At 69.6% G+C, this 14674-nt stretch carries 14 protein-coding genes; 5 read left to right on the top strand and 9 right to left on the bottom strand.

The window, feature by feature from the left end; translation table 11 throughout:
- Positions 1-13 precede the first annotated feature (13 nt).
- The gene (locus IOD14_RS07170; RefSeq protein WP_174269234.1) at positions 14-1159 is read left to right on the top strand and encodes an RNA polymerase sigma factor SigF; all 1146 of its coding nucleotides are present in this window, start codon (positions 14-16) and stop codon (positions 1157-1159) included.
- A 193-nt stretch (positions 1160-1352) separates the two neighbouring features.
- Here IOD14_RS07170 and IOD14_RS07165 read toward each other — a convergent pair whose 3' ends face one another.
- Positions 1353-1811, bottom strand: coding sequence for a hypothetical protein (locus IOD14_RS07165; protein ID WP_212669895.1), 459 nt, complete (start codon positions 1809-1811; stop codon positions 1353-1355).
- A gap of 170 nt (positions 1812-1981) precedes the next feature.
- On the opposite strand from IOD14_RS07165, the gene IOD14_RS07160 reads away from it, so the two are divergent.
- Entirely contained in the window at positions 1982-2950 is a 969-nt protein-coding gene (locus IOD14_RS07160; protein WP_123991580.1) for a diacylglycerol kinase family protein, read from the top strand.
- Between the two features lie 321 nt (positions 2951-3271).
- A complete protein-coding gene (locus IOD14_RS07155; protein ID WP_006142322.1) occupies positions 3272-3529 on the top strand; it encodes a WhiB family transcriptional regulator in 258 nt (85 codons plus the stop codon).
- A gap of 209 nt (positions 3530-3738) precedes the next feature.
- Here IOD14_RS07155 and IOD14_RS07150 read toward each other — a convergent pair whose 3' ends face one another.
- The 4 genes from IOD14_RS07150 to IOD14_RS07130 form a co-directional block, all read right to left on the bottom strand.
- A complete protein-coding gene (locus IOD14_RS07150; protein WP_123992872.1) occupies positions 3739-5205 on the bottom strand; it encodes a PAS domain-containing sensor histidine kinase in 1467 nt (488 codons plus the stop codon).
- Positions 5206-6066: 861 nt separating this feature from the next.
- Entirely contained in the window at positions 6067-6225 is a 159-nt protein-coding gene (locus IOD14_RS07140) for a hypothetical protein (RefSeq protein ID WP_282959514.1), read from the bottom strand.
- 85 nt (positions 6226-6310) lie between these two features.
- On the bottom strand, positions 6311-6583 hold the full coding sequence (locus IOD14_RS07135; RefSeq protein WP_212669894.1) for a hypothetical protein: 273 nt from the start codon (positions 6581-6583) through the stop codon (positions 6311-6313).
- A gap of 105 nt (positions 6584-6688) precedes the next feature.
- Positions 6689-7762 (bottom strand): SIS domain-containing protein, encoded by a 1074-nt coding sequence (locus IOD14_RS07130; protein WP_123991579.1) that lies wholly within the window; start codon positions 7760-7762, stop codon positions 6689-6691.
- A gap of 209 nt (positions 7763-7971) precedes the next feature.
- On the opposite strand from IOD14_RS07130, the gene nagB reads away from it, so the two are divergent.
- Positions 7972-8757, top strand: coding sequence for a glucosamine-6-phosphate deaminase (nagB, locus tag IOD14_RS07125; protein WP_123991578.1), 786 nt, complete (start codon positions 7972-7974; stop codon positions 8755-8757).
- 96 nt (positions 8758-8853) lie between these two features.
- On the opposite strand, the gene IOD14_RS07120 is transcribed toward nagB, so the two are convergent.
- From IOD14_RS07120 to IOD14_RS07105, 4 genes are all read right to left on the bottom strand, one after another.
- On the bottom strand, positions 8854-10338 hold the full coding sequence (locus IOD14_RS07120; protein WP_123991577.1) for a glycoside hydrolase family 3 protein: 1485 nt from the start codon (positions 10336-10338) through the stop codon (positions 8854-8856).
- Between the two features lie 8 nt (positions 10339-10346).
- Complete coding sequence (locus IOD14_RS07115; protein WP_123991576.1) at positions 10347-11189, bottom strand: carbohydrate ABC transporter permease; 843 nt, start codon at positions 11187-11189, stop codon at positions 10347-10349.
- Positions 11186-12166: a sugar ABC transporter permease gene (locus IOD14_RS07110; protein WP_212669893.1), complete on the bottom strand. Its 981-nt coding sequence runs from the start codon at positions 12164-12166 to the stop codon at positions 11186-11188. Before IOD14_RS07110 ends, IOD14_RS07115 begins: the two co-directional genes overlap by 4 nt.
- A 100-nt stretch (positions 12167-12266) precedes the next feature.
- The gene (locus IOD14_RS07105) at positions 12267-13550 is read right to left on the bottom strand and encodes an extracellular solute-binding protein (protein ID WP_123991574.1); all 1284 of its coding nucleotides are present in this window, start codon (positions 13548-13550) and stop codon (positions 12267-12269) included.
- Between the two features lie 306 nt (positions 13551-13856).
- Here IOD14_RS07105 and IOD14_RS07100 point away from each other — a divergent pair, with 306 nt between their 5' ends.
- A complete protein-coding gene (locus IOD14_RS07100) occupies positions 13857-14621 on the top strand; it encodes a GntR family transcriptional regulator (RefSeq protein ID WP_123991573.1) in 765 nt (254 codons plus the stop codon).
- Positions 14622-14674: the final 53 nt, after the last annotated feature.

Below are 14674 nucleotides of genomic sequence, written 5' to 3'. Positions count from 1 at the left end.
CGGGGACGGGCCGGTGCGGGACGAAGAGCGCGGCACACGGGAGCTGCCGGCCGAGGGCGGACACCGCCCTGAGTGCCCGAGCGGCGCCGACAGCCTGGGCGACGACGCCCCCGGCGGTTCCCGGCGCATGGCGGACGGCATCGACGGCATCCCCGAGCAGGCCCGGCCGCATCCGGAGGAGGAGACCGTCGACACGACGGCCACCGGCTTCCTGGACGACGGGCAGCGGGATCGGAAAGGTGCCGTGCAGGGTGCGCCTCCGGCAGGACCGGCCGGGGTCTTCCCGGTGCGGACGGAGGCGAGGGCTCGTGGAAGGGCGACGGGCGGGACGATGAGCGAGCACGAGCGAAACGCAGAGGACGGCGCGGCGGGCGCGAACAACACGCCGGTCCCGCGGCACGACCCACAGGACCGCAGCGGGGCACGCGCCCTGTTCATCGAGTTGCGCGCGCTGAAGGACGGCAGCCCGGAGTACGCGGAGCTGCGCAACCAGCTGGTCCGGATGCACCTGCCGCTCGTCGAGCACCTCGCACGCCGCTTCCGCAACCGCGGCGAGCCGCTGGACGACCTCACCCAGGTCGCCACCATCGGCCTGATCAAGTCGGTCGACCGCTTCGACCCGGACCGCGGGGTGGAGTTCTCGACCTACGCGACCCCCACGGTCGTGGGCGAGATCAAGCGCCACTTCCGCGACAAGGGCTGGGCGGTCCGCGTGCCGCGGCGCCTGCAGGAGCTGCGGCTGGCTCTCACGACGGCCACGGCGGAGCTCTCCCAGCAGCACGGCCGCTCCCCCACCGTCCACGAACTCGCCGAGAAGCTCGCCATCTCGGAGGAGGAGGTCCTGGAGGGCCTGGAGTCCGCCAACGCGTACTCCACGCTGTCCCTGGACGTCCCCGACACCGACGACGAGTCCCCCGCGGTGGCGGACACCCTGGGCGCCGAGGACGAGGCGCTGGAGGGCGTCGAGTACCGCGAGTCCCTCAAGCCACTGCTGGAGGACCTGCCGCCCCGCGAGAAGCGGATCCTCCTCCTGCGTTTCTTCGGCAACATGACCCAGTCGCAGATCGCCCAGGAGGTCGGCATCTCCCAGATGCACGTCTCCCGCCTGCTGGCCCGAACCCTGGCCCAGCTCCGGGAGAAGCTGCTGGTGGAGGAGTAGGCCGGAAAGCGGACCGAGGGCCGCCGACCACGCGGCGCGGCGGCCGACGGGGACCTTCGGCTTCCGTGCCCCACCGGGAGCCCCACGGCCCCACCCGCCGCCTCGGCCCACGCGGCACCACGGGACTCTGCCGACAGCCGCGGCCCGTTCACCGGGCCCGCCGCCGCACCCGCCCCGCGCCTTGGCCGTACGGCTACTGCTTGCCGTCCTGGGTTCGGCCCGGGCCCTTGATTCCGAGCGCCTCGGTCGTGGCCGGGTTGATCAGCAGGACCAGTGCGGCCAGCGCGACGACGGCGAGGGCGATGCCCGCGGGGATGGCGACGCTGTCGGCCTGCAGGAGGTTGTAGGCGACGGGCAGGGCCATGATCTGGGTGATGACGGCCGGGCCCCGGCTCCAGCTGCGCCGGGCGAGCAGCCCGCGCGCGGCGAGCAGCGGCAGCAGGGCGAGGACGATCAGCGTGATGCCCCCGGTGACGGCGGACTGCCGGTCGTCCGGGTCACCGGCGAGGCCCTCCACGAGCATCCAGGCGCCGCCCACGACGAGCGCGAGCCCTTCCAGCGCGGCCAGGGCGGCGGCGTACGTCAGTCGCCGCGGGCGCGGGTCGGCGCTTTCGGGGGAAGTGGGGGTGGCGGGGGTCTGCTCGCTGCTCACCCCTGAAGAGTAGCCCTCGCCCCCGGCGCCCCCAGGGGTGAGGCACGGGCAACGCACACCGCCGCGCACAGGTTGCCCCACGCCCCCGTGGCAAGGTTCACGCGCCGAAGTCTTACGTGATCCCTACCTCGGCCTGTGCCCGGTACTTCCCAGTAGGTACGCTGCAACCCATGCGTGCACTTCTCGTGGTCAATCCAGCGGCAACCACCACAAGCGCACGTACGCGCGATGTCCTGATCCACGCGCTCGCGAGCGAGATGAAGCTGGAAGCGGTCACCACCGAGTACCGCGGCCACGCGCGCGACCTGGGCCGCCAGGCGGCGGAGAGCAAGGACATCGACCTGGTCGTGGCCCTGGGCGGCGACGGCACGGTCAACGAGGTCGTCAACGGCCTCCTGCACGCCGGCCCCGCCCCCGAGCACCTCCCCGGTCTCGCCGTGGTCCCCGGCGGATCCACCAACGTCTTCGCCCGCGCCCTCGGTCTGCCCAACGACGCCGTCGAGGCCACCGGCGCCCTCCTGGACGCCCTGCGCGAGGGCAGCGAGCGCACGGTCGGCCTGGGTCTGGCCTCCGGCACGCCCGGCACCGAGGACGAGGCCGTGCCGGGGCGCTGGTTCACCTTCAACGCGGGGCTCGGCTTCGACGCCGGTGTGGTCGGCCGGGTCGAGCAGCAGCGCGAGCGCGGCAGGAAATCCACACACGCTCTCTACGTCCGCCAGGCATTGCGCCAGTTCCTCGGCGAGGCGCACCGACGCCACGGGACGATCACGGTGGAGCGTCCGGATGCGGAGCCGGTGACCGATCTGGTCCTTTCCATAGTCTCGAACACCTCTCCGTGGACCTTCCTGGGCAATCACCCGATGTACGCGTCGCCTAAGGCCTCGTTCGATAAAGGCCTCGACGTACTCGCTCTCAGCCGTATGACGACGACCGCGATCGCCCGATATGGCACCCAGTTGCTCACTTCGTCCCCCGAACGCGGACCCCATGGCAAGCACGCCGTGTCCCTGCACGACCTGGACCGGTTCACCTTGCATTCGAAGGTGCCCCTGCCCCTCCAGATGGACGGCGACCACCTCGGACTGCGTACGAGCGTGACGTTCACAGGCGTACGCCGTGCACTGCGTGTGATTGTGTGAGCAGAAGGGGCTAAAGTCCTTTCACTCGAACGTTTAGGCCAGGGTCCACCCCATGGAAGTACGGCTGTGACCTAGTCGACACCGAGGAATCAAAAAAAACTTTCCGGAAGGGGTTGTATCCGCCGCTGAGGTTTGCGAGTCTCTACGTGGCGGTCGGGACAGCCCGCAACACCAGCGTCCACAGGCCACCGGAACCCCTCTTCAATCCACAGGACCACGCCGGGGAAGACTCGGCGATCGGCCCTTCACTTGTTGAGGGATTCGTGAAAGCGTTCACATTCACAAGCAACTTGCACGTAATACCAAGGAGAGGTAGCAGCCATGGACTGGCGTCACAACGCCGTTTGCCGCGAGGAAGACCCCGAGCTCTTCTTCCCCATCGGCAACACCGGTCCTGCGCTGCTGCAGATCGAGGAAGCCAAGGCCGTCTGCCGTCGCTGCCCCGTTATGGATCAGTGTCTGCAGTGGGCGCTCGAGTCCGGCCAGGACTCCGGCGTCTGGGGTGGTCTCAGCGAGGACGAGCGTCGCGCCATGAAGCGCCGTGCCGCCCGCAACCGGGCCCGTCAGGCTTCTGCCTGACACACCCGCCCCGCAAAACAGCCTGAGCTTGGCGGCGCGTACACCGCGTACGCTTCTCCCGCCCCCGAGCCGCAGCGCGCAGTACCCCCGATGCGCAGCACACGCTGGCAACGAGCATGTGAGCCCCGGACCCCTGAACGGTCCGGGGCTTTTTGCTGCCCACGCCCCCCTGTCCACGGCCGCTGTGCACGGCCTGCTGGGTACCCGGCCTACTTGTGCGCCTGCACCGGCACGTCCAGGATCACCCGGGTGCCGCCCTCCGGTGCCGGGACCATGTCGAACGTGCCGCCCAACTCCCCCTCCACCAGCGTCCGTACGATCTGCAGGCCCAGGTTGCCGGCGGTGTGCGGGTCGAAGCCCTCGGGCAGGCCGACGCCGTCGTCCTGGACGGTGACGAGGAGGCGGGCCTCCTTGGTGGTGCCACCGCGGACGGCCGAGACCTCGACCGTGCCCGTCTCGCCCTCACGGAAGCCGTGTTCCAGGGCGTTCTGGAGGATTTCCGTGAGGACCATGGACAGCGGGGTGGCGACCTCGGCGTCCAGGATGCCGAAGCGTCCGCTGCGCCGGCCGGTGACCTTGCCCGGGGAGATCTCGGCGACCATCGCGAGCACCCGGTCGGCGATCTCGTCGAACTCCACGCGCTCGTCCAGGTTCTGAGACAGCGTCTCGTGCACGATGGCGATCGAGCCGACCCGCCGGACCGCCTCTTCCAGGGCCTCCCGGCCACGGTCGGACTCGATGCGCCGGGCCTGGAGCCGGAGCAGGGCCGCCACCGTCTGGAGGTTGTTCTTCACCCGGTGGTGGATCTCCCGGATGGTCGCGTCCTTGGTGATCAACTCACGTTCACGGCGGCGCAGTTCGGTCACGTCCCGCAGCAGGACCAGTGAACCGATGCGGGTGCCCTTGGGCTTGAGCGGGATCGCCCGGAACTGGATGACCCCGTCCCGCGCCTCGATCTCGAACTCGCGGGGCGCCCAGCCGCTGGCGACCTTGGCGAGCGCCTCGTCCACCGGACCCCGGGTGGGGGCGAGTTCGGCGGTCGTCTGGCCCAGGGGCTGGCCGACGAGGTCCGAGGCGAGGCCCATGCGGTGGTAGGCGGACAGGGCGTTCGGGGAGGCGTACTGGACGATGCCGTCGGCGTCGAGGCGGATCAGGCCGTCGCCGACGCGCGGGGCCGCGTCCATGTCCATCTGCTGGTTGGGGAACGGGAAGGAGCCGGCCGCGATCATCTGCGCGAGGTCGGAGGCGCTCTGCAGATAGGTCAGTTCGAGCCGGCTCGGGGTGCGGACGGTCAGCAGGTTGGTGTTGCGCGCGATGACGCCGAGGACGCGCCCCTCCCGTCGTACCGGAATCGACTCGACCCGGACCGGGACCTCCTCGCGCCACTCCGGATCGCCCTCACGGACGATCCGGCCCTCGTCGAGCGCCGCGTCCAGCAGCGGGCGGCGGCCGCGCGGGACGAGGTGGCCGACCATGTCGTCCTGGTAGGAGGTGGGGCCGGTGTTGGGCCGCATCTGGGCGACGGAGACATAGCGGGTGCCGTCGAGGGTGGGGACCCACAGGACCAGGTCGGCGAAGGAGAGGTCGGAGAGCAGCTGCCACTCCGAGACCAGCAGATGCAGCCACTCGAGGTCGGAGTCGTCGAGGGCGGTGTGCTGGCGGACCAGTTCGTTCATGGAGGGCACGGGTGCGAGCGTACCTGGGGGTATGTGAGTGACCTAAAACCGCCGTGGCCGAGGACGCCCGGCCCCGGAAACACCCGCGGGCCGCGGCGCCTGGGAAGGACCCTCAACCTTCCCGGCACCGCAGCCCGGAGCAATATCGGCCGTGGGGTGTGCGGTCCCGGTCGGCCGAGGATGAGGACCCGGGGCAGTCAGGGCAGAGAGCTCCGGTTCCTCGGTCCGCCTTCCTGTGCGGGGAAGGCGGAAGTCACGGTTCAATTGTGGACTAGACCACTAGGTGTGTCCATGCGTTGGAGCCTGTTTGTTGTTGGAGCTTTCCCCCTCGGGGGTCACTTACTCGGACGCCCTAACAACCACCACGCAGCCTAACGCGTGTGGGTTCATGTGCGGGGCCAGATGGCGATGGCAATTTCCGGCGGACCTGCGCCAGGGCGCTTCCGAGGGGTGACGGAACGATAGCGGTTATATACACGTAGTGAACGAAGGGGGCGCCTCTGAGTGTGGAGTTACGGCACTTACGCGTGTTCATCGCAGTGTGCGAGGCCGTGAGCTTCACCGACGCCGCCATGCGCATGACGGTCAGCCAGCCGGTGGTGTCACGGACCGTGAAGCAGCTGGAAGAGGCGGTCGGAGCCGAGTTGATCGACTGGAGCACCGGTGAGGCGCGGCCGACGGAGGCGGGGTCCGTACTGCTGGACCACGCCCGTGCGGCGGTCGCCAAATTCGACCATGCGCTCTCCAGTGCGCGCTCGCTCAGCAGGCCGCTCCCGCTCGGCTACACCTGGTCGATGCTGGACAGCCGGATTCTGAGCACGGTGGAGACCTGGGAGAGCGCTCACCCGCTGCATCCCATCGTCACGCGCCGGCCGCCGCATTGCGCCAGAACGCGATGGCCAGCGGGGGCGCCGCGGCTGCCGAGGCGAGGGGTGCGGCCAGCGAGATGCCGACGACAGCGACGGCGAGGAGCGCCCACTCCGCGGGAGGCAGCGCACCGCCCGTGGAACCAACGGGCATACGCGCCACGGCACCGCGTGTCCGGGCGTCTTCTGCCTCGTTGCCGGTCTTGCTCTTCCCGAACTCCCTGATCGATGCGACGCGTTCACCAGGACGTGAACGAGAATCGCTGGTGCGTCGCCCGGTCCGTGACATAGAAGTCCTTGGCTTCCTCCGCCTTGGCCACCAGAGCCGGATCATCGGTGCGTTCCGTGATCTCGATGAGCCAGTCGTAGCAGGCGACGCTCGGCGTCTCCTTGGTGAAGTGGAGCTTCGCCAGGGCGAATGCGAGGTCACGGAACGTGTGGCGGTTGCAGGCCGCCGAAAAATCTAGGCACCGATCAGGCAGGAACGGAAATGCACGCCGCACATCCCGCATGTGGCTGGCGCATGCTCCCAAATGAGCTCACCGGGCAGCGATATCGGCGTGATGCACGTCACAGCCATAAGCCGCCCAGCCGCCCAGGGCGACCGCGCCCAAGGGTCAGTGCGTCTCCGTCACCTTCGCCAGTGCGCGCGGTGCGTCCGGGTCCTGGCCGCGGGCGATGGTGACCTCGTAGGCAAGGAGTTGGAGAGGGATGATCTCCAGGACGGGCTGGACCTCCTCGGCCACGTTCTCGGTGGGCAGGACGAAACCGGCCGAGGCCTGCTCGACCTGGCTCCGGGGTCCGACCACGACCAGGTCCGCGCCCCGGCCGCGCAGCCGGTCGAGGACGGGCTGGAGCGCCTCGCCGCCCTTGCCGTCGGTGACGACAGCGATGACCGGGGAGACGTTGTCGACCATGGCGAGGGGCCCGTGCAGCAGGTCGGCGCCCGAGTAGGCGAGGGCGGGGATGTAGCTGGTCTCCATCAGCTTGAGGGCGGCTTCCTTGGCCGTGGGATAGCCGTAGCCGCGGGAGGTGATGACCATGCGCTCGGCGAAGCGGTAGCGGGCGGCGAGCGCGCGGACCTCGTCCTGGCGGGCGAGCAGTCCGGCGGCCAGTTCGGGCAGCACGTGGGCGGGGCCGCCGTCGCCGTGGCGCAGGCCCTCGACGAAGAGGTAGAGCGCGAGGAGGGAGGCCGTGTAGGTCTTGGTCGCGGGGAGGGCCTTCTCCGGTCCGGCCATGATGTCGATGTGGTACTCGGAGACGCCGGCCAGCGGGGAGTCGGGGTTGTTGGTCACCGCGAGGGTGATCGCGCCGGCCTCGCGGGCGGCCCGGGTCGAGGCCACCAGGTCCGGGGAGCCGCCGGACTGGCTGACGGTGACGACAAGGACGTCGGTGAGGTCGGGGCGGGCGCCGTAGGCGGTGGTGGTCGACATGGAGGTCAGGCCGCAGGGCAGACCGAGGCGGACCTCGATGAGGTACTTGGCGTACAGGGCCGCGTTGTCGGAGGTGCCGCGGGCGGTGAGCAGGACGAAGCGGGGGGCGCGGGCGGCGATCTCCTGGGCGACCTTGCGGATGGCGGGGGCGCCCTCGTCCAGGATGCGGCGCAGGACGGCGGGCTGCTCGGCCATCTCGCGGGCCATGATGCGGCCGGGGAGTTCGTTCGGGGATCCGGGTGCGGTGGCGGTGGTCATGGCCCCCATTTCACTCCTTGTTCCGCCTCTCCGCGAGGAATGGCGCCTGTCCGCGATGTGGCGCGGTGATGGCCTTCGGCACCTGGGCCGGAGGACCCGATTCTGTTAGATTGGTCTAAACCACATGGGCCGTACCGGGGTCCGGTCGAGCCCGCTCCGTCAGACCGTTTCTACAGATCAGACCGTTTCCTCAGATCGGCAGGCCCAGCGTGGAAGTTGTCATCGTTCCGGACGCCAAGGCGGGTGGCGAGCTCATCGCCGAGGCCATGGCCCAGCTGCTCCGGCGCAAGCCCGACGCCCTGCTCGGCGTGGCGACCGGCTCGACCCCGCTGCCCATCTACCAGGCTCTGGCGGCGAAGGTGCGGTCCGGTGCCGTGGACGCCTCGCGGGCGCGGATAGCCCAGCTCGACGAGTACGTGGGGCTGCCCGCCGAGCATCCGGAGTCGTACCGTTCGGTGCTGCGGCGCGAGGTGCTGGAGCCGCTGGGCGTGCCGATGGCCTCCTTCATGGGGCCGGACGGGACGGCGAAGGACATCCCCGGTGCGTGCGCGGCGTACGACGCGGCGCTCGCCGAGGCCGGGGGCGTGGATCTGCAGCTGCTGGGGATCGGGACGGACGGGCACATCGGGTTCAACGAGCCGTGTTCCTCGCTGGCCTCGCGGACCCGGATCAAGACGCTTACGGAGCAGACCCGGGTGGACAACGCGCGCTTCTTCGACGGGGACATCGAGCAGGTGCCGCATCACGTCATCACTCAGGGCATCGGGACGATCCTGGAGGCCCGGCACCTGGTGTTGCTGGCCACGGGTGAGGGCAAGGCGGACGCGGTGGCGGCGACGGTGGAGGGGCCGGTCGCGGCGGTGTGCCCGGCGTCGGCTCTTCAGCTGCACCCTCATGCGACGGTGGTCGTGGACGAGGGGGCCGCGTCCAAGCTGAAGCTGGCGGACTACTTCCGGCACACGTTCGTCAACAAGCCCGACTGGCAGGGGATCTAGGGGCTCGGCCCCACAGGAAGAGACACTCAGGAAGACACTGAGGAAGACAGGTGCCGGTTCCCTCGGAGGGAACCGGCACCTGTTCTGCCGCAGGAGCTACTCCCCCGCGATGACCTCCGCCGCCGCCCTGCCGCACACCCTGGCCGCGCCGTGGGTCGCGATGTGGAGGGCTCCTCGGGCGGGGGCCTGGGGCAGGCCCATCTCGATGACGACGGTGTCGGGGCGGGTGCGCAGGATCGTGTCCAGGGCCGCCGTCATCCAGGGGTGGCGGTGTTCGTCCCGGACCACGGCCACGATGCGGCGAGGACCGGCCGCGGCGAGGGTCGCGAGGCCCGCGTCGTCCCCGGCGAAGCTGCCCGTCTCCGTGCCCGGGAGCAGCCGGGCGAGTTCGGCGGCCACGCCCCAGGGGGTCTCGTCGCCGACCGCGATGTTGGCCATCGGGGTGAAGGCGGCGACATAGGGGGCCGCGGTGAGGGGGGTGAAGCCGTCGGCGCCGGTGACGCTCAGCGCCCTGCGGGCCGCGCGCAGTCCCACCTCCTCGTCGGCCGCCGGCTGTGCGCCGGCCGCACCGGCCGCCGTCCAGTCGGCCAGCGCGCGGACGCGTTCCGCCGCCTGTGCCAGGCGCTCCTCGGGGAGTTCGCCCGAGCGGACCGCCGAGACCAGGGCGTCGCGCAGGAGCAGCACCGTCTCGTCGTCGGCCAGGCCGCCGCCCACGCAGATCGCGTCGGCACCGGCGGCGATGGCGAGGACACTGCCGCGCTCGATGCCGTAGGTCCCTGCGATGGCCTGCATCTCCATGCCGTCGGTGACGATGAGGCCGGTGTAGCCGAGTTCGCGGCGCAGCAGGTCGGTCAGCACCTTGTGGGACAGCGTCGCCGGGCGGTCCGGGTCGAGGGCGGGGACCACGATGTGGGCGGTCATCACGGCGCGGGTGCCGGCGGCGATGGCCGCGCGGAAGGGCCGCAGTTCCCGCTCCAGGAGCACGGCCAGGTCCGCGTCGATGCGCGGCAGGGCGTGGTGGGAGTCGATGGCGGTGTCGCCGTGGCCCGGGAAGTGCTTGGTGCAGGCCGCGACGCCCGCCGACTGCAGCCCCGTGACATAGGCGGCCGTGTGCCGGGCGGCGAGGTCGGAGGCGGCGCCGAAGGAGCGGACGCCGATCACGGGGTTGGACGGGTTGGAGTTCACGTCGGCGGACGGGGCCCAGTTGAGGTTGACCCCGCAGGCCGCGAGGCGGCGGCCCAGCTCGGCGGCCACCGCGTGCGTGAGTTCCACGTCGTCCACCGCGCCCAGGGCGTGGTTGCCGGGGAAGGACGAGCCGGTGCGCACCTCGAGACGGGTGACGTCACCGCCCTCCTCGTCGATGGCGACCAGGACGTCGTCGCGTTCGGCGCGCAACTGGGCCGTGAGGGCGCTCAGTTGTTCCGGTGAGTCGATGTTGCGGCCGAACAGGCCGACCGAGGCGAGGCCCTCTCCGAGGCGGCGCAGCAGCCAGTCGGGGGCGGTGGTGCCGGTGAAGCCGGGCTGGAGGACCGTCAGCGCGTCGCGGGTCAGCGTGTCGGTGCCGCTGGCGAATGTCGTCATCGGGGGCGTTATCCCTTCACGGCGCCCGCGGTGAGACCCGCGGCCATCTTGCGCTGAACGAGGAGGAAGAGGACCACGATCGGCACGGCCATCATGGTGGAACCGGCCATCATCGGGGCGTATTCGGTGCCGTGTTTGGTGGTGAAGTTGCCGAGCCAGACGGTCGCGGTCTGGTTCTTCTGGCTGAGCAGCATGAGAGCGTAGAGGTACTCGTTCCAGGCCTGGATGAAGGCGTAGACCGAGGTGGCGACCATGCCGGGGGCCAGCAGCGGGAAGACCACCCGTATGAAGGCGCCGGTGGGCGAACAGCCGTCGACCATCGCGGCCTCCTCCAGCTCCTTGGGGATGTTGACGATGAAGCCGCGCAGCGTCCACACCGTGAAGGGGAGGATGAAGGTCAGGTACGTGATGATCAGGCCCGACAGCTTGTCGTACTGGTCGAGGTCGTTCAGGAGCAGGAAGACCGGGATGATCATCGCGACCAGGGGGACCATCTGGACCGCGAGGATGCCCACGATCACGATCTTGCGGCCGCGGAAGGCGAAGCGGGAGATGGCGAGGGCGGCCAGGGTGCCGACCACGACGCCGATCGCCACGACCGACAGGGAGACGATGAGGCTGCGGCCGACCGGGCCCCAGAAGTCGGCGATGTCCAGCGCACGGCTGAAGTTGGAGAACGTGATGCCGGTCGGCAGCAGGCTCGGGTCCGGGTCGATCGCGTCCTTCGCCGGTTTGAACGCCGTGTTGAGCATCCAGTAGACGGGGAAGCCGGCGGTGACGAAGACGAGGAGACCGAGGAGGTTCCAGCCCAGCTTCGACCCGCGGCGGGCCCCGGGAGCGAGAGTGCTCATTCGACCTCTCCGATCTTCAGCATCTGGCGCATGTAGACGGCGACGACCCCGAGCAGCAGAAGCACGGTGATCAGGGCGATCGCCGAGCCCTGCGCGTAGTCGTTGACCACGAAGGCGCGGTCGTAGGAGTACGTCGTCAGGATCTGGAACTCGGGCTCCGGGTGGCCGTTGCGCATGACGAACACCTGGGGGAAGACGCCCATGTCCCAGATGACCGACAGGGTCGTGAGCATCACGATGATCGGCTTGAGGATCGGCAGGGTGACGTACCGGAAGACGCCCAAGGCGCCCGCGCCGTCCAGCCTGGCCGCCTCCTCCAGCTCGGCCGGGACCTGGGTGAGTCCGGCGCTGAGCGTGATGACGACGAAGGGCACCGCGCCCCACACCACGAGCAGCATGATCACGGCCAGGCCCTGGGGGCCGCTGGCGAACCAGTTGTGGCCGATCATCTCGACGCCGGGCAGCTTGCTGAGCAGCGCGTTGAGGATGCCGTAGTCCGCGTCGAACAGCCACTTGAAGACCGTGGTGGCGACGATGATCGGCATGCCCCAGCTGGCCACCAGGGCGATGTTGACGAGGGTCTTCACCCAGCCGGAGACCCGCTGGAGCAGCAGCGCGATCAGCATGCCGGCGACCATCGTGAAGATGACGCAGCCGGCCGCGAAGACGACGGTCCGGACGACGACCGCCCAGAACTCGCCGTCGTCCAGCACTCCGGTGAAGTTGTCGAAGCCGACCCACTCGGCCGGCTGGAAGCCCCACAGCTGGGACTGCCCGAACTTCTGGAAGGACAGCGTGACCAGGCGGACCAGCGGATAGCCGAGGACCAGCACCAGGATCAGCAGGCAGGGGGCGAGCAGCAGCCAGGGAGTGGCGCCGGGACCCCGCCTTCTGCGGGGCGCCACCGGCGTGGACGGCGGTGGTACCGACATCGGCGGCGGCACCTCGGTGGGGGTGGTGGTGTCTGCGGCACTCATGGCGCGCTCCTCAGCGGTCCCTCTGGTCGTACGAAAGCGAAGTCCCGCACGGCGTACGGGAAGCAGGGCCCCGCCGCTTTCAACGGGGCCCTGCCTGCGGTCACTTGGTGTTGATGACCTTGTCGATCGCGGCGTCCGCTTCCTTCGCGGCGTCCTCGACCGACTTCTTGCCGGTGCCGATGCTCTGCAGCATGTTCTGCAGGACCTGCGCCTTCTCGACCTGGCCCCAGCCGGGCGCCATGGGCACGAACCAGTTGGACTCGGCCGCGGTGGCCGGGACCGCGGTCGCCGGGTCGTTCTTGAGGGTGGCGAGGTCGGTCTTGTTGTTGGGCAGGTTGCCCTTGGCCATCAGGCCCTTCTGTCCGGAGGGACCGGTGAAGGCGTTGATCCACTCGGCGGCGACTGCCTGCGCCTTGGACTTGACCGGCACGGCGAGGTCCGAACCGCCCAGGAAGACGGGCATGTTCTTGCCGGACGGGCCGGGCATCACGAAGTTCTCGAGGTTGTTCTTGAGCTTGCCGGTCTTGTCGTTCTTCGGGTCGGCGGAGGTCGCGCCCTCCCAGGCCGCGCCGAAGATCATGCCGGACTTGCCCTGGCCGTAGACGATGTAGCGGTCGGACTCGTCCTTGGTCTTGTCGCCGTGCATGTACTTGTCGACGACGTTCTTGAACTCGGTGAGGCCCTTGACGGACTCGGGCGAGGAGAGGTTGGCCTTCCACTGGCCGCCCGACTCGACGGCGATGGAGCCGCCGGCGTCGTAGACGAAGGACATGGCCGCGTACCAGTCACGGGTGGGCTGGTACCAGGCGGAGAACTTGTCGCCCTCCTTCTTCTGGACCTTGTCGAGGGCGGCGGTGAGCTCCGCGTAGGTCTTCGGGGTGGACTTGACGCCGACCGAGGCGAAGAGGTCCTTGCGCCAGTTGCCGACGCGACCGCCCGCGTAGTACGGGACGCCGTAGGTCTTGCCGTCGTAGGTCACCGAGGCCTTGAGGCCGTCGAGCCAGGCGGAGGAGTTGGTGAACTTCGAGGTGTCCAGGGGCGCGAAGGCCCCCTTGACCATGTAGCCCAGCATCTCGGTGTTGCCCATCTCGACGACGTCGGGGGCCTTGTCGGTGGCGAGGACCGCGTCCAGCTTGGTGTTCTTGTCCGGCCAGCCGTAGTACTCATGGTTGATCTTGATGCCGGGGTGCTTCTTCTGGACCGCGGCGTCCGCGGCCTTCACCAGTTCGGGCCAGTTGTTCTGGGCGTCGACGGTGAGCCAGACGGTCAGCTCCTTGGCGTCCGCGCCGCTGTTGTCCGAACTTCCGCTGTCGCTGCCCCCACATGCCGCGACCGAGACCATCATGCCCGCGATACCGATCGCGGCTGCCAGCTTGCGCTTCACGCCACCCTCCTCAGGGATGCCCACACCTCCCGCCCACGAGCCGGGACCTGGACCAATGGTGTAGACCAGTAGGGGGAGCTTGGACCAGACCACGAGGCCTGTCAAGAGGGTGCGAAACGGCCCTGACCAGCCGTTATGCGAGCTACATATGCAGGAACCATTAGTAAAGAAGCCAGCGAAAACAGCGGCGGCGGAGTACTCTCGTCCGCTATACCACTCACCTCTGTGGACTAGACCAAAAGAGTCGGCGACGGTATACAGAAGGGATCACGAAGTGACCCGCATCCGGAGCCGGGAAGGCAGACCATGAGCAGCGACGTCAGCAGTGCGGAGACCGAGGGCGGGCCAGGGGTGCGCACCGCGCGCGTGCCCAAGTACTACCGCCTGAAGAAGCACCTGCTCGACATGACGGAGACGCAGTCGCCCGGCACCCCGGTACCGCCCGAGCGCACCCTCGCCGCCGAGTTCGACACCTCCCGCACCACCGTGCGCCAGGCGCTTCAGGAGCTGGTGGTCGAGGGACGCCTGGAGCGCATCCAGGGCAAGGGCACCTTCGTCGCGAAGCCGAAGGTCTCGCAGGCCCTCCAACTCACCTCCTACACGGAGGACATGCGCGCCCAGGGCCTCGAACCCACCTCGCAGCTGCTCGACATCGGCTACATCACCGCCGACGATCGTCTCGCCGAGCTCCTCGACATCACGGCCGGCGGCCGGGTGCTGCGCATCGAGCGGCTGCGCATGGCCAACGCCGAGCCGATGGCCATCGAGACGACCCACCTCTCCGCCAAGCGCTTCCCGGCCCTGCGCAGGTCACTGGTCAAGTACACGTCCCTGTACACGGCCCTCGCCGAGGTCTACGACGTCCATCTCGCCGAGGCCGAGGAGACCATCGAGACCTCCCTGGCCACCCCGCGCGAGGCGGGCCTCCTCGGCACGGACGTGGGCCTGCCGATGCTGATGCTCTCCCGCCACTCCCTGGACCGGGAGGGTCAGCCGGTGGAGTGGGTGCGCTCGGTGTACCGAGGAGACCGCTACAAGTTCGTGGCCCGCCTCAAGCGGCCGGTGGAGTAGGGCCCGGGTCCGCGCGGGACCGGCCGGGGGCCCGGGGGTCGCCTCCCCGGGAC

The organism is Streptomyces sp. A2-16, assembly GCF_018128905.1.
Taxonomy (GTDB): Bacteria; Actinomycetota; Actinomycetes; order Streptomycetales; family Streptomycetaceae; genus Streptomyces.
Note: the sequence above shows the minus strand (reverse complement) of the source record. Positions and strands in the feature narration are given on the sequence as shown.